Origin of the sequence: Streptomyces sp. NPDC049597 (assembly GCF_040675505.1) — a bacterium.
Classification (GTDB): Bacteria; Actinomycetota; Actinomycetes; order Streptomycetales; family Streptomycetaceae; genus Streptomyces.
In genome coordinates this window covers 1-16,074 of sequence record NZ_JBFAOY010000055.1, presented here as the reverse complement: position 1 = coordinate 16,074, position 16,074 = coordinate 1, and the positions used below count along the sequence as shown (strand labels likewise).

At 73.1% G+C, this 16,074-nt stretch carries 16 protein-coding genes and 1 pseudogene; 5 read left to right on the top strand and 12 right to left on the bottom strand.

The window, feature by feature from the left end; translation table 11 throughout:
- Window positions 1-50 precede the first annotated feature (50 nt).
- The gene (locus tag AB0K02_RS32805; RefSeq protein WP_365996260.1) at window positions 51-1,337 is read right to left on the bottom strand and encodes a glycosyltransferase family 4 protein; all 1,287 of its coding nucleotides are present in this window, start codon (window positions 1,335-1,337) and stop codon (window positions 51-53) included.
- Window positions 1,338-1,575: 238 nt separating this feature from the next.
- Here AB0K02_RS32805 and AB0K02_RS32800 point away from each other — a divergent pair, with 238 nt between their 5' ends.
- Window positions 1,576-2,355: a hypothetical protein gene (locus AB0K02_RS32800; RefSeq protein ID WP_365996259.1), complete on the top strand. Its 780-nt coding sequence runs from the start codon at window positions 1,576-1,578 to the stop codon at window positions 2,353-2,355.
- 271 nt (window positions 2,356-2,626) lie between these two features.
- Window positions 2,627-2,932 carry a hypothetical protein gene (locus AB0K02_RS32795; RefSeq protein ID WP_365996258.1) on the top strand — a complete coding sequence of 102 codons (306 nt, stop codon included), beginning with the start codon at window positions 2,627-2,629 and terminating at the stop codon, window positions 2,930-2,932.
- Window positions 2,933-2,993: 61 nt separating this feature from the next.
- Here the strand turns inward: AB0K02_RS32795 and der are convergent, their stop codons facing one another.
- The 4 genes and pseudogenes from der to AB0K02_RS32775 all read right to left on the bottom strand — a co-directional run bounded on the left by der (window position 2,994) and on the right by AB0K02_RS32775 (window position 7,419).
- The gene (gene der / locus AB0K02_RS32790; protein ID WP_365996256.1) at window positions 2,994-4,442 is read right to left on the bottom strand and encodes a ribosome biogenesis GTPase Der; all 1,449 of its coding nucleotides are present in this window, start codon (window positions 4,440-4,442) and stop codon (window positions 2,994-2,996) included.
- 61 nt (window positions 4,443-4,503) lie between these two features.
- Window positions 4,504-5,091, bottom strand: a complete 588-nt coding sequence (locus AB0K02_RS32785; RefSeq protein ID WP_365996272.1) for a lysophospholipid acyltransferase family protein — start codon at window positions 5,089-5,091, stop codon at window positions 4,504-4,506.
- 170 nt (window positions 5,092-5,261) lie between these two features.
- A pseudogene (gene cmk / locus AB0K02_RS32780) lies at window positions 5,262-5,933 on the bottom strand ((d)CMP kinase); the annotation flags it as partial.
- A gap of 400 nt (window positions 5,934-6,333) precedes the next feature.
- Window positions 6,334-7,419, bottom strand: coding sequence for a prephenate dehydrogenase (locus AB0K02_RS32775; protein ID WP_365996255.1), 1,086 nt, complete (start codon window positions 7,417-7,419; stop codon window positions 6,334-6,336).
- 158 nt (window positions 7,420-7,577) lie between these two features.
- Between AB0K02_RS32775 and AB0K02_RS32770 the strand changes: the two genes are divergently transcribed.
- The 3 genes from AB0K02_RS32770 to AB0K02_RS32760 all read left to right on the top strand — a co-directional run bounded on the left by AB0K02_RS32770 (window position 7,578) and on the right by AB0K02_RS32760 (window position 9,211).
- Window positions 7,578-7,910, top strand: coding sequence for a DUF952 domain-containing protein (locus AB0K02_RS32770; RefSeq protein WP_365996254.1), 333 nt, complete (start codon window positions 7,578-7,580; stop codon window positions 7,908-7,910).
- Window positions 7,911-8,041: 131 nt separating this feature from the next.
- Entirely contained in the window at window positions 8,042-8,500 is a 459-nt protein-coding gene (locus AB0K02_RS32765; RefSeq protein ID WP_365996253.1) for a Rieske (2Fe-2S) protein, read from the top strand.
- A 30-nt stretch (window positions 8,501-8,530) separates the two neighbouring features.
- Window positions 8,531-9,211, top strand: coding sequence for a nucleotidyltransferase domain-containing protein (locus tag AB0K02_RS32760; RefSeq protein WP_365996252.1), 681 nt, complete (start codon window positions 8,531-8,533; stop codon window positions 9,209-9,211).
- A 68-nt stretch (window positions 9,212-9,279) separates the two neighbouring features.
- Here the strand turns inward: AB0K02_RS32760 and AB0K02_RS32755 are convergent, their stop codons facing one another.
- The 7 genes from AB0K02_RS32755 to AB0K02_RS32725 form a co-directional block, all read right to left on the bottom strand.
- A complete protein-coding gene (locus AB0K02_RS32755) occupies window positions 9,280-10,290 on the bottom strand; it encodes an ADP-ribosylglycohydrolase family protein (RefSeq protein ID WP_365996251.1) in 1,011 nt (336 codons plus the stop codon).
- On the bottom strand, window positions 10,287-11,006 hold the full coding sequence (locus tag AB0K02_RS32750; protein ID WP_365996250.1) for an NUDIX domain-containing protein: 720 nt from the start codon (window positions 11,004-11,006) through the stop codon (window positions 10,287-10,289). The genes AB0K02_RS32755 and AB0K02_RS32750 overlap by 4 nt, the downstream gene beginning before the upstream one ends.
- The gene (locus AB0K02_RS32745) at window positions 11,006-12,076 is read right to left on the bottom strand and encodes an AAA family ATPase (protein WP_365996249.1); all 1,071 of its coding nucleotides are present in this window, start codon (window positions 12,074-12,076) and stop codon (window positions 11,006-11,008) included. The genes AB0K02_RS32750 and AB0K02_RS32745 overlap by 1 nt, the downstream gene beginning before the upstream one ends.
- Entirely contained in the window at window positions 12,073-12,726 is a 654-nt protein-coding gene (pnuC, locus tag AB0K02_RS32740; RefSeq protein WP_365996247.1) for a nicotinamide riboside transporter PnuC, read from the bottom strand. Before pnuC ends, AB0K02_RS32745 begins: the two co-directional genes overlap by 4 nt.
- A 121-nt stretch (window positions 12,727-12,847) precedes the next feature.
- The gene (locus tag AB0K02_RS32735; RefSeq protein ID WP_365996246.1) at window positions 12,848-13,951 is read right to left on the bottom strand and encodes a pseudouridine synthase; all 1,104 of its coding nucleotides are present in this window, start codon (window positions 13,949-13,951) and stop codon (window positions 12,848-12,850) included.
- On the bottom strand, window positions 13,951-14,556 hold the full coding sequence (gene scpB / locus AB0K02_RS32730) for an SMC-Scp complex subunit ScpB (protein ID WP_365996245.1): 606 nt from the start codon (window positions 14,554-14,556) through the stop codon (window positions 13,951-13,953). Before scpB ends, AB0K02_RS32735 begins: the two co-directional genes overlap by 1 nt.
- On the bottom strand, window positions 14,553-15,803 hold the full coding sequence (locus AB0K02_RS32725) for a segregation/condensation protein A (RefSeq protein ID WP_365996244.1): 1,251 nt from the start codon (window positions 15,801-15,803) through the stop codon (window positions 14,553-14,555). The genes scpB and AB0K02_RS32725 overlap by 4 nt, the downstream gene beginning before the upstream one ends.
- Between the last annotated feature and the right edge of the window lie 271 nt (window positions 15,804-16,074).

Below are 16,074 nucleotides of genomic sequence, written 5' to 3'. Positions count from 1 at the left end.
AGGCGGTCCGCGCCCGCAGGGTCAGCCGTCCGCGGCCGTGCTGGGCGTGCTCATGCGCTCTTCCGCCCTCGGCGGACCACGTCCGCGGCGACACGACGCAGGGAGTGGGCCCCGTCATAGAGCGCGCTGGTGCCGCGGTGCAGCGCCTCGCGCACCGCGTGGCCGCCCTGACGACGGGCGCCGCGGGCGACGAGTTCGGCGAACAGCGCCTCGTGCCGCTCGGCGATCCGGACCGGGTCGAACCGCGCGGAGGCGGCGAGCGCCGCCTGCCCGGTACGCCGCCGGAGTTCGTCGTCCTGGATGAGTTCGAGCAGCGCGGCGGCGAAGGCGTCGACGTCGCCGACCGGCACGAGCAGGCCGTCGGCCCGGTCCTCGATGATCTCGCGCGGCCCGTGCGGGCAGTCGGTCGACACGACCGGGAGTCCGCAGCGCATGGCCTCCACGATGGTCATGCCGAAGGACTCGCTGGTGGACGTGACGGCCGCGACGGAGCCCTTGACCCACTCCGGCTCCAGCGGGTTCACCGGGCCCATGAGGAAGACGTGGTCGTGCAGAGCGCGTTCCTCGATCAGGGCGCGCAGCGCGTTCATCTCGTTGCCGGTCGCGTCCCCGCTGCCGTAGATCCGCAGTCGCCAGTCCGGCCGGACGGCGACCACCTTGGCGAAGGCTTCGACGAGCACGTCGTAGCGCTTGACGCGGGTGAGCCGGCCGGCCGCCACGACCCACTTGGCGCTGGAGTCCGCGGGCGCCACCTTCGGTGCGGGCACGCTGTTGGGCACCGCCTCGACCCGGACGCCCGGCAGGCCGAGCCGCTCGCGGTAGGCGCGGGCGTCGGCCTCGGTGACGGTGGTGATGGCGTCCAGGACGGCGTAGTGGTGGCGGATCTCCCGGAGCAGCCGGTGACCGTGGCTGTCCAGCGTCAGGTGCTCCTGGGCGATCCGCACGACGCCGCGCGGCGCCTGCCGGGCGATGTGCACGTTCAGGCCGGCTCTGGTGCCGATCACGACGTCGGCGTCCAGCGACTCGAGGTGCGCCCCGATCCGCAGGTCGGTGAGGCGGCTGTACTGCTTGTGCCGGCCGTCGCCGCGCGGAAAGACCTTCGCGGGCCGCTTCGCGAGCGGGTCGTCGCCGTCGAAGCCGGGGCTGTTCCTGCGCCGGTCGACGAGGTATTTCAGGGTCACGCCCGCCGGGGCGCCCATCCTCGGCTCGTCGCGGTGGCGGAAGACGGAGACGATCTCGACGTCGTGCCGGTCGGCCAGCGCCTCGGCGAGGTTGAACGTCGTGCGGATCGTTCCCCCGATGCCGTAGGCATTGTGAAGCAGAAATGACAAACGCATGCGGCGCCACGTCCCCCTGACGTTCTTCGCTCCCCCGGTCGGTGGGGGCCCCTGCTGAACTGTACTGGCCGGTCAGGGCCGTTACAGGACCCGGGGCACCGTGAGGCGGCGGCCCGCACCGGGGCGGTCGGGTGGCGATTCGGTGCGCTTCACGCGTGACCCCTTCCCCATATCACCCGTTGACCCGTTATGAGCCGGGACCCGCCCGGCACACGTGATCAAGTCCGAGGAGCCTCCCGTGCCGCGCATGCTCGACGTCAGCGAGGACGTACGCGCCGAGATCGGCGACGAAGAAGCCGACCGGCTGCTCGCCGGCCACAACGCCCCGGGCAGCTACGACTGCACCTCCTGCCGCACCCCGGGCGACTCCGAGCAGGAACGCACCAGCACGGTGCTGTTCGTCGGGGAGGAGACCGCCGTTCTCGCCTTCGCCCACGCCACCTGCATCCCCTCCCAGGTCGTCCAGGTCGCCGAGGACCAGCTCCAGGGCGCCGTCCGGTCCATCACCGGCGAGGAGCCCCGGATTCCGGGCGCGGCGCCCGAGCAGGCGGTGCTCGGCGTCACCAGCGGCCTGATCCTGATCAACGGGGAGCTGCACCCCGCGCTCGTGGTCGAGCCGACCGCGCCCATCGCCCGTCCCGGCACCTCGGGCGCGGCCGGAGACGAGTTCCTCCCGCTCCTCCTCGAGCAGGGATTCCAGCCGGTCTCCGACGTGAACCAGGTGCCGGGGCAGCTGCCCGGCTGGTCGGTGCTGGTGGCCATGGGACAGCTGCACGCCGTGCTCCAGCCCGGGACGGGAGGCGGCGGCCAGGTCGCCTGGTGGCAGGCCCATCAGCCGCTCCAGGTCACGGACGGCTGGCGTACGGCGGCCAACAGGACGCACACGGTGCTGGTGTTCGCCGCGCCGGTCGGCTCCATCGGTCAGCAGCCGCGCGAGGACCTGCTGCGCGAGGCCCTGGAGAAGGCCGCGGCCAACGGTCGCCTGGTGGCCGCCTCGATGCCGCTCGCGGGCACCTGACCGTCCGGCGCCGATCCCCCGGTCGGCACGCCGCAGGCCGAGAGGCCGCGACTCGGCCGAGCCCGGAGCCGTGCCCGGGCACGCGGACGTACGCCCGGAGAGATCCCGTTCCGGGCGCGCGTCCGTGTGCCCGGGCACGCCCGCAAGGGCCTTCGTCCCCCGGAAGAATGCAGCTGCTCCCAGCCCGCATCCGCAGGACTCCCGCGTCGTTGCAGGGTACGTGCACTCATACGACCCCTCCCGCCAGCCGTACCAGAGCCACATTCCCGCGATGCGCCCGGCGCGTGACGGATCGGCGGGCCACTCGGCCACCCCGATCTACGACGCGCTGTACTCGGAGTACCTGAGGGCGTTCAAGGCGCTGCCGGGTGACCGCAGCGGCGAGGAGGACCTCCGATTCCGGGCCTTCGGGACGACGGGACTGCACAGCAGCCGGGGCGGCTTCGGCGGAGACGGCGACCACACGGGGCATACCAACACGTCCGCGCAGCAGGGCAATTGGCAGCCGTACCACCAGGTCGGCCGGCACAGCGCCCAGCCCGCCGCTCTGCCGCCGGGACCGCGCCGGGGGATGTGACCCGGCCCGCGACACGTCGAAGGGTGCCTCGCCGAGACGAGGCACCCTTCGACGTGTCAGGTCACTTCTTGCGGCCGCGCTTCTCGCGCACCCGCACCGAGATGTGGATCGGCGTGCCCTCGAAGCCGAACTCCTCGCGCAGGCGCCGCTCGACGAAGCGCCGGTAGCCGTGCTCCAGGAAGCCGGAGGCGAAGAGGACGAACCGGGGCGGCTTGGTGCCCGCCTGCGTACCGAACAGGATGCGGGGCTGCTTGCCGCCGCGGATCGGGTGCGGGTGGGCGGCGACGAGCTCGCCGAGGAAGGCGTTCAGCCGGCCCGTGGGGACACGGGTCTCCCAGCCGGCGAGCGCGGTCTCGATCGCCGGGACCAGCTTCTCCATGTGGCGGCCGGTGAGAGCCGAGACGTTGACCCGCGGCGCCCAGGCGACCTGGCCGAGCTCGGTCTCGATCTCCCGCTCCAGGTAGTAGCGGCGCTCCTCGTCGAGTGTGTCCCACTTGTTGTACGCGATGACCATGGCCCGGCCCGCCTCGACGGCCATGGTGATGATGCGCTGGTCCTGGACGCTGATCGACTCGCTCGCGTCGATCAGGACGACCGCGACCTCCGCCTTCTCCACGGCGGCGGCGGTGCGCAGGGAGGCGTAGTAGTCCGCGCCCTCCTGGAGGTGGACGCGGCGGCGGATGCCTGCGGTGTCGACGAACTTCCAGGTGACGCCGCCGAGTTCGATCAGCTCGTCGACCGGGTCACGGGTGGTGCCCGCCAGCTCGTTGACGACGACGCGCTCCTCGCGCGCGACCTTGTTCAGCAGGGAGGACTTGCCCACGTTCGGGCGGCCGATGAGGGCGATGCGGCGCGGGCCGCCGACCACGGCGCCGAAGGTCTGCGCCGGGGCGTCCGGCAGGGCCTCCAGAACGGCGTCGAGCATGTCGCCCGTACCGCGGCCGTGCAGCGCGGAGACGGGGTGCGGCTCGCCGAGACCCAGCGACCACAGGGCTGTGGCGTCGGCCTCGCCGCTCGGTCCGTCGACCTTGTTGGCGCACAGCACGACGGGCTTGCCCGCGCGGCGCAGAAGCTTGACGACGGCCTCGTCGGTGTCCGTCGCGCCGACCGTGGCGTCCACGACGAAGACGACCGCGTCGGCGGCCTCGATGGCGTACTCGGCCTGGGCGGCGACGGACGCGTCGATGCCGAGGACGTCCTGCTCCCAGCCGCCGGTGTCGACCACCTTGAAACGGCGGCCCGCCCACTCGGCCTCGTAGGTGACGCGGTCACGAGTGACGCCGGGCTTGTCCTCGACGACCGCCTCACGGCGGCCGATGATGCGGTTCACCAGGGTCGACTTGCCGACATTGGGGCGGCCGACGACGGCGAGGACGGGCAGCGGGCCGTGGCCCGCCTCCTCGATCGCGCCTTCGACGTCCTCGACGTCGAAGCCCTCTTCCGCGGCGAGCTCCATGAACTCCGCGTACTCGGCGTCGCCGAGCGCTCCGTGGTCGTGCTGGTCGTTCATGAAGTCCGTTCCTCGTTCGTCACTGGGCAGCGTGCTCCGCGGCCCATTACTCAAGTCTGGCCTAGCGCCCGGTCAGGCGCTTTGCGTTTTCCAGGTGGGCGGTCAGCCGCTCCTGGATGCGTACGGTGGCCTCGTCCAGCGCCTTGCGCGTACGCCGTCCACCGCCGTCCCCGGCCTCGAAGGCGTCGCCGAAAACGACGTCGACCCTGCTGCGCAGCGGCGGGAGTGCCTTTGCCAACCGTCCGCGGCGCTCCGTGCTTCCCAGTACCGCGACGGGCACGATGGGCGCGCCGCTGCGGACGGCGAAGTACGCGAGGCCCGCGCGCAGCGAGGCGAAGTCGCCCTCGCCCCTGGTGCCCTCGGGAAAGATGCCGAGGACGCCGCCGCTTGCCAGGACGCCGAGCGCGCCCGCGATGGCGGTGCGGTCGGGGGCCGTACGGTCCACCTTGAGCTGCCCGATCCCGGTCAGGAACGGGTCCAGGGGACCGACGAACGCCTCTTTCTTGATCAGGAAGTGCACGGGCCGGGGGGCGGTGCCCATGAGCATCGGCCCGTCGATGTTGTGCGAGTGGTTCACCGCGAGGATGACCGGGCCGGCGGCGGGGACCCGCCAGGCGCCCAGGACGCGCGGCTTCCACAGTCCGTACATCAGGCCGATGCCGATGCCCCGCCCGACGGCCGCGCCCTTCTTCGAGGGGACGGTCACTTGGCGGCCCGCTTCTCCGTGCTTCCGGTCGCGCTCCGCCTCGACTCCGCTTCGGCCGAGTGCTCCTCCCTCGTTCCTCGGTCGGAACCCTCAGCCTGCGCTGCATCTCGGCTGCGCCGCTCCTCGACGAGGGTCACGACGCACTCGATGACCTGCTGGAGGGTGAGGTCGGTGGTGTCGACCTCGACCGCGTCGACCGCCTTGGCGAGGGGGGACGTCTTGCGGCTGGAGTCGGCCGCGTCGCGCTTGATGAGGGCCTCGCGGGTGGCGGTGACGTCGGAGCCCTTGATCTCGCCGCTGCGGCGGGCGGCCCGCGCCTCGGGCGAGGCGGTCAGGAAGATCTTCAGGTCGGCGTCGGGGAGGACGGTGGTGCCGATGTCGCGTCCCTCGACCACGATGCCCTTCTCGGCGGCGGCGGCGATGGACCGCTGCAGCTCGGTGATCCGGGTGCGCACCTCGGGCACGGCGCTCACGGCGCTGACCTTGGAGGTGACGTCCTGCGTGCGGATGGGGCCGGTGGCGTCGAGGCCGTCGACGGTGATGGTCGGCGCGGCGGGATCGGTGCCGGACTCGATGACGGGCTTCTCGGCGGCGGCGGCGACGGCGGCCGGGTCGGCGACGTCGATGCCGTTGCTGATCATCCACCAGGTGATCGCCCGGTACTGGGCGCCGGTGTCCAGGTAGCTCAGGCCCAGCGCGGAGGCGACGGCCTTGGAGGTGCTCGACTTGCCCGTGCCGGAGGGGCCATCGATGGCGACGATCACGGATTCCACGGTGTCGGACACCTTTCGGGTTCGCGGGAGAGGGCGGCGGGAGCGCCGAAGGCCCCGCCACAAGGTTACCGAGTGCCGGGCGGCGTCCTTACCCACCCGGTCCCGGGGCCCCGGCTCAGGGGGCGCCGTGCGCATACGAGCCCGTCCCGGGGCCCGGGAGCGGCCGGGGCGGTCCCCCGGAGCGGACGCGGCCCGGCCGCCTGAGGAGGGCGGCTGGGGTGCTCGGCCGCGGGGGCCACCGGTGCGAGGCCCGCCCTGTCGGCGCAGGCCCGGGGCCCGGACCGGATTGCCCAGGCCCTGGCCGAGGCGGACGGCACCGCCGGCCCGGCGGTGCCGTCCACAGGCACCGCCACGCCGGATCCCGGCCGACTGGCCTTCAGCCCCCGTCGGTGCCTCTCCGCGCCGCTGCCCGCTACTGACGCAGCGCCCAGCCGCGGTCGCGCAGGGAGGCGCCCAGGATCTGGGCCGCCGCCGGTTCCACCATCAGCTGGACGACGCCCGCCTGCTGGCCCGTCGCGTGTTCGATGCGGACGTCCTCGATGTTCACGCCCACCCGGCCCGCGTCCGCGAAGATGCGGGCGAGTTCGCCGGGCTTGTCGCTGATGAGGACCGCGACGGTCTCGTACGCCGCCGGTGCCGCGCCGTGCTTGCCGGGGACGCGGGCGCGGCCGGCGTTGCCCCGGCGCAGCACGTCCTCGATGCCCTCCGCACCGGTGCGCCGCTTGGACTCGTCGGCGGCCTGCAGCGCCCGCAGCGACTGAACCGTCTCGTCCAGGTCCGCGGCGACGCCGGCCAGCACGTCCGCCACCGGTCCGGGGTTCGCGGACAGGATGTCCAGCCACATCCGGGGGTCGGACGCCGCGATCCGCGTCACGTCCCGGATGCCCTGCCCGCACAGCCGTACGGCGGTGTCGTCGGCGTCCTCCAGGCGGGCCGCGACCATCGATGAGATCAGCTGCGGGGTGTGCGAGACGAGGGCGACGGCGCGGTCGTGGGCGTCCGCGTCCATCACGACGGGGACGGCCCGGCACAGCGCGACCAGTTCCAGTGCGAGGTTCAGCACCTCGGTGTGGGTGTCGCGGGTGGGCGTGAGCACCCAGGGGCGGCCCTCGAAGAGATCGGCGGTGGCCGCCAGGGGTCCGGAGCGCTCCTTGCCGGACATCGGGTGCGTACCGATGTACGCCGAGAGGTCCACGCCCAGCGCCTCCAGCTCGCGGCGGGGACCGCCCTTGACGCTGGCGACGTCGAGGTAGCCGCGCGCGACGTCCGCGCGCATCGCCTCGGCGAGCGCGGTGGCGACGTGCGCGGGCGGCACCGCGACGACGGCGAGGTCCACACGCCCCTCGGGCGGCTCGTCCGTGCCCGCGCCCAGCGCGGCGGCCGTGCGGGCCTGCGCCGCGTCGTGGTCGGCGAGGTGCACCTCGACGCCGCGTCCCGCGAGAGCGAGCGCGGCGGACGTGCCGATCAGTCCTGTTCCGATGACGAGCGCGGTTCTCACTGGGTCATGTCCTTGCGGTGTCCTTGCCTGGGTGACGCGAGCCGGATGCGGAGTCTGCGGGCGGCTGCTGAGTTCAGCCTAGTCAGCGCGCCCGGGCCGGGCCGCGACGACCGCTCTCCGAGACGCCCGCGCCCCGGCCCCTGCGCTACAACTGGCGCATGCTCTTTCATGTCGTGCCGGTGGACGAGTGGACCGCCGGCGTCGCCGCCCCGTACGCCCCGGCCTCCCTCACGTCCGAGGGCTTCGTGCACTGCTCCGCGGACGAGTCCGCCGCGCTGGCCGTCGCTGACGGCCCGTACCGCGACGTGGCGGACCTGCTGGTGCTCGTCATCGACGAGTCGCTGCTCACCGCCGAGGTCCGCTGGGAGGGCTCCCCGGACAGGCTCTTCCCTCATGTGTACGGTCCGGTCGAACGGGCGGCCGTGACCGGGGTGCTCGCCGTACGGCGCGACGGGGACGGCCGCGCCCGGGAGCTGACGCCCTGGGTCTGACCGCGCGCGTCCTTCGGTGGGACGGGGCCGGACATGCCTGCGCGGCTGCTTCATCGGAGGTCCCGCGAGCGCGAGGATGCTGGTGCCCCGGTCGTCGGGGCGAGAAGCGTCCCGAACCGAGGGAGAGTGGCATGGACACGCGCCGAAGGTCGGTCCTGGCGGCGGGAGCGGCGGGAGCCGTCGCTCTGGTGACGGGCTGCGGGGACGGGGAAGGGGGCGAGGCACCCACCAACGAGGCCCCCAGGGAGGGCGCCACGACGCCGAAGGACAGCGCGTCGGCCTCCGTCACGGCGTCGCCGGGCGGCGAGGAACTGGCCAGGACCGCGGACGTCCCGGTCGGCGGCGGAACCGTCTTCAAGGAGCAGGAGGTCGTGGTGACGCAGCCGACGTCCGGGCAGTTCAAGGCGTTCTCCGCGATCTGCACGCATCAGCGGTGCTTGGTGGGCTCGGTGAGCGACGGTCTCATCAACTGCCCCTGTCACGGCAGCAAGTTCCGCATCGAGGACGCCTCGGTCGCGGCCGGCCCGGCGACGCGGCCGCTGCCGCCGAAGCGCATCACCGTCTCGGGGGACTCCATCCTGCTGGCATGACCGCGGCTGCCGTGTCGTAGCCTCGCGCGCATGACTCCAGAGGCTCTCGTCCGCGATCACACGATCTACTCCTGTGTCATGGGATCGCGGGCGTTCGGACTGGCGACGGAGTCCAGTGACACGGACCGCCGCGGGGTCTTCCTCGCCCCGACCGCGATGTACTGGCGGTTCACCAAGCCGCCGACGCATGTCGAGGGCCCGGCGGAGGAACAGTTCTCGTGGGAGCTGGAGAGGTTCCTCGAACTGGCCCTGCGCGCCAACCCGAACATCCTGGAGTGCCTGCACTCCCCGCTCGTCGAGCACGCCGACGACACGGGCCGCGAACTGCTCTCCCTGCGCGGAGCGTTCCTGTCCCGCCGCGCCCACGAGACGTTCGTGCGGTACGCGGACGGGCAGCGCAGAAAGCTGGAGGCGGACGTACGGCAGTACGGCGCTCCCCGCTGGAAGCACGCGATGCACCTTCTCCGCCTGCTCACCAGCTGCCGCGACCTGCTGCGCACGGGCGAGCTGGTGATCGACGTCGGCGCCGGCCGCGAACGGCTCCTGGAGGTCAAGCGGGGCGAGGTGCCGTGGGAGCGGGTCGAGTCGTGGATGACCCGCCTGTCCGAGGAGGCCGAATCGGCGGCCCGCACCACCCCCCTGCCCACGGAACCGGACCGCGCCCGGGTGGAGGACTTCCTGGTGCGGGTCAGGAGGACCTCAGCGGGGTGAGACGACGTGCGGCCCGGCTCGGGCCGCGCATTCGGCTCGGCTGATCCGCATGACGGTCCGGCGCCACGTCATGCGTCCCAGAGGGCGCCCAGCACCAGCAGCTCGTCCCGGTACTCGATCCGCTCCGCCCACGCCTCCGGCCACGCGTCCGCCCCCAGGTGCGCGCCCGCGAAGGCGCCGGTCAGGCAGGCGAGCGAGTCCGAGTCGCCCTTGGTGCAGGCGGCGCGGCGCAGGGCCGTCAGAGGATCCTCGGGGAACATCAGGAAGCACAGCAGCGATGTCGCCAGCGCCTCCTCCGCGATCCAGCCGTCGCCGGTCGCCAGGCACGGGTCGAGCTCCGGCTCGGGCGAGCGCAGCGCGGCCGCCAGCCGTTCGAGGACCTGCAGGCACTCGTCCCAGCCGCGGGCGATGAAGGCCTCGGGTGTCGGGTCGTGGGAGTACGTCCACAGGTCGCCGAGCCAGCGCTCGTGGTAGCGGCCGCGGTTCTCGTACGCGTACGAGCGCAGCTGTCCGACCAGGCCGGTCGGCTCGGCGCCCTGCGCCAGGAGGCGCACCGCGCGCGCCGTGAGGTCGCTCGCCGCGAGTGCCGTGGGGTGTCCGTGCGTGAGCCCGGACTGCAGCTGGGCGGCGCCCGCGCGCTGGTCCTCGTCGAGGCCGGGTACGAGGCCGACCGGCGCGACGCGCATGTTGGCGCCGCAGCCCTTGGAGCCGATCTGGCTCGCCGCCTGCCAGGGGCCGTCGCCGTCCAGCTTCCGGCAGGCCACCAGGCAGGTGCGGCCGGGAGCCCGGTTGTTCTCCGGCGAGTGGTACCAGTCGACGAACTCCTCGCGCAGCGGGCGCTGCAGACGGGAGGCGACCAGCAGGCCGCGCTCCATGGCGGTGCGCAGGGCCCGGCCGAGCGCGAGCGTCATCTGGGTGTCGTCGGTGACGACGGCGGGCTTCGGCAGGTCCATCTCCCTCCAGGGGCCGCACGTGGCCAGGATGGAGGGCACGTCGTTGAACTCGGTGGGGAAGCCCAGGGCGTCCCCGAGAGCCAGGCCGACGAGGGATCCCGTGGCGGCTCGCTTGGCGGTGGTCATGGCTGCCGTCCTTCCGGTCGCAAGAGGGGTGGGTGCAGTGCGGAGGCGGTGCCCGCCCGGTAGAGGGCGGCCGGCTTGCCCCGGCCGCCGGTGCGGCGTGGTCCCCCCTCGACGGCCTCGACGAAGCCGGGGGTGGCGAGGACCTTGCGCCGGAAGTTGGGCCGGTCGAGCTCGACGCCCCAGACCGTCTCGTACACCTGCTGCAGTTCGCCGAGCGTGAACTGCGCGGGGCAGAAGGCCGTGGCCAGGCAGGTGTACTCGAGCTTGGCGCCGATCCGGTCGTGCGCGTCGGCGAGGATGCGGTCGTGGTCGAAGGCGAGCGGCGCGGCCCGGCCGAGGGGCGCCCAGCGGGCGTGGGCGGCGTCGCCGCCGCCGCGCGGTTCGGGCAGACCTGGTACGAGCGCGGTGAACGCGACGGAGACGACGCGCATCCGCGGGTCGCGGTCCGGTTCGCTGTAGGTGCGCAGCTGCTCCAGGTGCAGTCCGGCAGCGGTGTGCCGGGACAGGCCGGTCTCCTCGGCCAGTTCGCGGCGGGCGGCGGTCTCGGCGCTCTCGTCGGGCAGCAGGAATCCCCCGGGCAGCGCCCAGGCGCCGCGGTAGGGCTCCTGCCCCCGTTCGACGAGCAGGACGTGCAACTCGCCCTCGCGGACGGTGAAGACGGCGAGGTCGACGGTGACGGCGAAGGGCGGGAAGGCGCTCGGGTCGTAGCCCAGCATCAGCGCCGCTCCGGCAGGGGATCGGCGAGGTGCCGGCCCTCGCCGATCAGCGTGTCCACGGCGGCGACGGCCCGTGCGAGCCGCTGTTCGTGCGGTCCGGTGAGCTCGACCGTACGGCGGCCGGTGCGGGCCAGTTCCTCACGGAAGCGGCCGGTCATCCACGGGCGCAGGTGCTCCCCGTCGCGCAGGCCGTCGTCCTCGAAGGCGACGCCCTCGTGGTCGGTGAGCAGCCACAGGTGCTGGGTGCGGGGCTCCGGGGCGACGGGGTAGGGCCCGCCCATGTACCGCTCGTGCCAGATCGTCGTCGCGAAGGCGTCGGTGTCGCAGAGGAGGACCGGGGAGCCGGAGCGCGCGGCCTCCTCCTCCAGCTCCGCCTGGCGGCGGGCGATCAGCGGGAACTCCTCGGAGGCGAACGTGACGTCCCGCCAGTCGGCGCCTGGTCGTACGGCGCGCAGGGCGGCGAGTTTGCGCTCGCTGAACTCCCGCCCGTACTCCGGCACGCACCGGGTCCGCGCCCACACGCCGCCGCGCGCCCGGTAGTGCTCGGCGAGCGCCTCGGCCATGGTCGTGGTGCCGGTCGACTCGGCGCCGACGACGACCACGCGGCGCACGAACGCGGCGCGGACCGGGGCTTCGAGGAAGTCCCAGCAGCCGACCGGGTCCTTGCGTACGGCCGTGCCGGAGACGGGGAGGCGGACGCGGTCGGGGTCGACGCACACGGACGCGGCGCCGAAGCGGCGGCCGAGTTCGTCGCCGTACGCCTCCGAGGTGAAGACGGCGTCCACGGGTTCGGGGACGGCGGTGCGGAAGACGGTCATGTGCGCGTCCCAGACGGCGGGGTCGGTGAGGTCCACCGGGATGTCGTCCACGGCCCCGACGACACGCACGTCCGGGTGCACCTCGCGCATCCAGGCGACGCGGTCCGCGAGCGGGACGCTCTCCACGGAGGAGGCGCACACGAGCACGGTGAGCCGGTCGCAGCGGCCGGCTGCGGTGCGGACGAGATGGTGGTGACCGGCGTGCGGCGGATAGAACTTGCCGAGCACCAGTCCGTGCCGGAAGCGGCTCATGCGGCGGCCTCCGCGGGCCGCTGCCGCCCGGTGGCCGTGTCACGCGACCAGTCACGCAGGCCGATGACGCAGAGCGTCATGAAGCCGACGTACAGCAGGGAGGTCAGGTACAGCTCCTTGTAGGCGTACAGCGGGATGTAGACGACGTCGGCCGCGATCCACAGCCACCACGACTCCAGGCGTTTGCGGCACTGGCCGTAGGTCGCCATCAGGGACAGGGCGGTGGTCAGCGCGTCCCAGAAGGGGACGGTCGAGTCGGTGGCGCGGTCGAGCAGGAGTGTCAGCGCGAGAGTCCCCACCACCCCCGCCGCGAGCAGCCACGTCCACTCGGTGCGGGTGGTGCGTCGCACGGGCAGCGTGCCGGAACCTGGTCCACCCCCGTGGGTCCAGGTCCACCAGCCGTACACGGCGAGGGTGATGAAGACGACCTGCAGGCCGGCGTCGGCGTACAGGCCCGCCTGGGAGAACAGCAGGAAGAACAGGACGTTGTTGGCGATGCCGATCGGCCAGTTCGCGATGTGCTGCCGGGCGACGAGCCAGACGCAGAGCGCGCCGCTGCCGAATCCGAGGAACTCGGTCCAGCTCACCGGCGTGCCGAGCACGGTGAACAGCGGCTGCTGCAACGGTTCGACGATGTCCGCGAGGCTCATGCCCACCCCTTTAATAGTCAGCTTGACTATAAACGGTGCCGGGGGCGCACCACAAGACGCACAGAGCCCGCGACCGGGAACGGTCGCGGGCTCTTGCGGGGGTTTGCGGGTACTGGCGGTACTACAGGCCGACTTCCTTCATCAGCATGCCAACCTCGGTGTTGGTCAGCCGGCGCAGCCAGCCCGACTTCTGGTCGCCGAGGGTGATCGGCCCGAAGGCGGTCCGCACGAGCTTGTCCACCGGGAAGCCCGCCTCGGCCAGCATGCGGCGCACGATGTGCTTGCGGCCCTCGTGGAGGACCACCTCGACCAGGTAGTTCTTGCCGGTCTGCTCGACGACCCGGAAGTGGTCCGCCCGGGCGTAGCCGTCCTCGAGCTGGATGCCCTCCTTGAGGCGCTTGCCGACCTCGCGGGGCAGGGGGCCCTGGATGGCGGCGAGATAGGTCTTCTTCACGCCGTACTTGGGGTGGGTGAGGCGGTGCGCCAGCTCGCCGTGGTTGGTGAGCAGGATGATGCCCTCGGTCTCCGTGTCGAGGCGGCCGACGTGGAACAGCCGCGTCTCACGGTTGGTCACGTAGTCGCCGAGGCACTGCCGGCCGTCCGGGTCCTCCATCGTGGAGACGACACCGGCGGGCTTGTTCAGCGCGAAGAACAGGTACGACTGGGTCGCGACGGTCAGGCCGTCGACCTTGATCTCGTCCTTCTCGGGATCGACACGGACGCCCTGCTCGATCACGATCTCGCCGTTGACCTCGACACGGCCCGCGTCGATCAGCTCCTCGCATGCGCGGCGGGAGCCCATGCCGGCGCGCGCGAGCACCTTCTGCAGCCGCTCCCCCTCCTGGTCGCCGAAGGTCTTGGGGGTCTTGATCACCGGCTTGTTCTCGTACCGCTCGCGGTTGCGCTGCTCGGCGCGGGCCTCGTACTCGCGCGAGCGCGCGGGAGCGGTGCGGCCGCCGCCGCGCTGGGGGGACTGCTTCGGGCCGCCCTTGGCGCCGCCGCGCGCCGCGCCGCCGCGGCCCTTCTTCGGGCCGTCGGACGGCGTGCCCACGTCGTAGCGGCGCTCCTCGGGACGGGGCTTGCGGGGCCTGCCCTGCCTGTCGTCGCGGTCGTTGCCCGCGCCCCGGTAGTTCCCGCGCCCGCCGCTGCTGCCGCGGCCGCCGCTGTTGCCACCACGGCTCCCGCCGTTGTTTCCGCTGCTGTTCCTGCCGCTGCTGCTTCGCATCAAAGTTCCGTCTTGTCGTCTGCGTCCTCACGATCCGGTGCATCCGGATCGAACGACGGGAGCCCTTCCTGCGTCTCCGCCTCGATCGCATCCGCCTCGGGGAGGAAGGGCGCGAGCTCCGGGAGCTCGTCCAGGCCGCGCAGGCCCATCCGCTCCAGGAAGTAGTTCGTCGTCCTGTACAGGATCGCACCTGTTTCGGGTTCCGTGCCCGCCTCCTCCACCAGACCCCGCTGGAGGAGGGTGCGCATGACGCCGTCGCAGTTCACTCCGCGCACCGCGGAGACCCGTGAACGGCTGACCGGCTGGCGGTACGCGACGACCGCGAGCGTCTCCAGCGCGGCCTGCGTGAGCCGGGCGTGCTGGCCGTCCAGGACGAAGCGCTCGACGGCCCCGGCGTGCTCGGGGCGGCTGTAGAACCGCCAGCCGCCCGCGACGAGCCGCAGCTCGAATCCGCGCCCCTGGAGCGTGTACTCGTCCGCGAGCTCCCGCAGGGCGTCCGCGACGGCCCTGCGGGGCTGCTCCAGCACCTTCGCGAGGTGCTCCTCGGTGGCCGGCTCGTCGACGACCATGAGGACGGCCTCCAGCGCGGGCTTGAGCTCGCTCACTCCTTCTCCTCCACAACCTGGTCGAACTCGTCGGTGACGGTCACCGACGCGCCGCCGTCCCCGGCCGCCCAGGTGACCGTGAGCTCCCCGAGCGCCTCCTCCTGGTCCAGGACGAGAGCCTTCTCGCGGTACAGCTCCAGCAGCGCGAGAAAGCGCGCGACGACGGTCAGGGTGTCGTCGACGCCCTCGGTCAGCTCACGGAAGGTGGCTCTGCCGCGCTCCCTGAGCAGGGCGACGACCACCTCGGCCTGCTCGCGGACGCTGACGAGCGGCGCGTGGATGTGGTCGACGTACACCTGCGGCCTGGGCTTCGGCTGCATCGCTTTGACGGCGAGCCTCGCGAAGCCCTCGGCGCCGATGCTGATGACGACGTCGGGCAGCAGCTCCGCGTGGTGCGGCTCCAGCCCCACGGTCCGTGGGAAACGCCGGGCCTCGTCGTCGAGCCGGCGGTCGAAGATCTCGGCGATCTGCTTGTACGCGCGGTACTGGAGCAGCCGCGCGAAGAGGAGGTCCCGCGCTTCGAGCAGCGCGAGGTCGGCCTCGTCCTCCACCTCGGCGGCGGGGAGCAGCCGGGCGGCCTTGAGGTCGAGGAGCGTCGCGGCGACGACGAGGAACTCGGTGGTCTGGTCGAGGTCCCAGTCGGCGCCCATCGCCCGGATGTGCGCCATGAACTCGTCGGTGACCTTGGAGAGGGCGACCTCGGTGACGTCGAGCTTGTGCTTGGCGATGAGCTGGAGGAGGAGGTCGAAGGGCCCTTCGAAGTTCGCCAGCCGCACGGTGAACCGCCCGTCGCCGCCCCCCTCGGCGGACGCCTCCCGGGCCGCCCCGTGGAGGCCGTCCGCCTCACCGGCGCGATCGGGAGCCACGCCCTCGGGGCCCGCGGCGGAGGGCGCGGGGACGCCCGCGGCGCGCGGCGTACGCGAGGAGTCGCCGACGCCATCGGCACCCGCCGCGTCGGGAGCCTCGGCCTCACCGGCACGACCGGGAGCCACGCCCGCGTCACGTGGCGCACGCGTCCGGGGGGCCGGGGGCTCGCCGCCGGTCTCGGGAAGGGGCCGGGCGGGGGAGCCGGCCCCCGCCGCACGCTCCGGCACCTCGCGCGGCGCGTCCGCCGGGGACTCGACCACGGGATCCGCCCCGGCCGGAGTCCTTGCCGCGGGCCCGCCCGCCGCACGCGGCGCTGCGCCCGGGCCGCGGCCCAGCGCACGGCGGCGCGACGGGCGGGACGTTTCGTCGGTCGGGGGCATCGTGGTCCAGGACGGGGAGCGGCACAGGCGGGCAGGCCCGCAGGCTACCGCGTCAGCGTCCGCGCAAACGCCGCACGAGGATGCTCGCGTCGCCGCGCTGCTCCAGATCGGCCGGCACCACGGCCACGGCCCCGCGGACGACGCCCCCGCCGCACAGGCGGCCGGGCCCGCAGGCCACCGCGTCAGCGTCCGCGCAAACGCCGCACGAGGATGCTCGCGTCGCCGCGCTGCTCCAGATCGGCCGGCACCACGGCCACGGCCCCGCGGACGA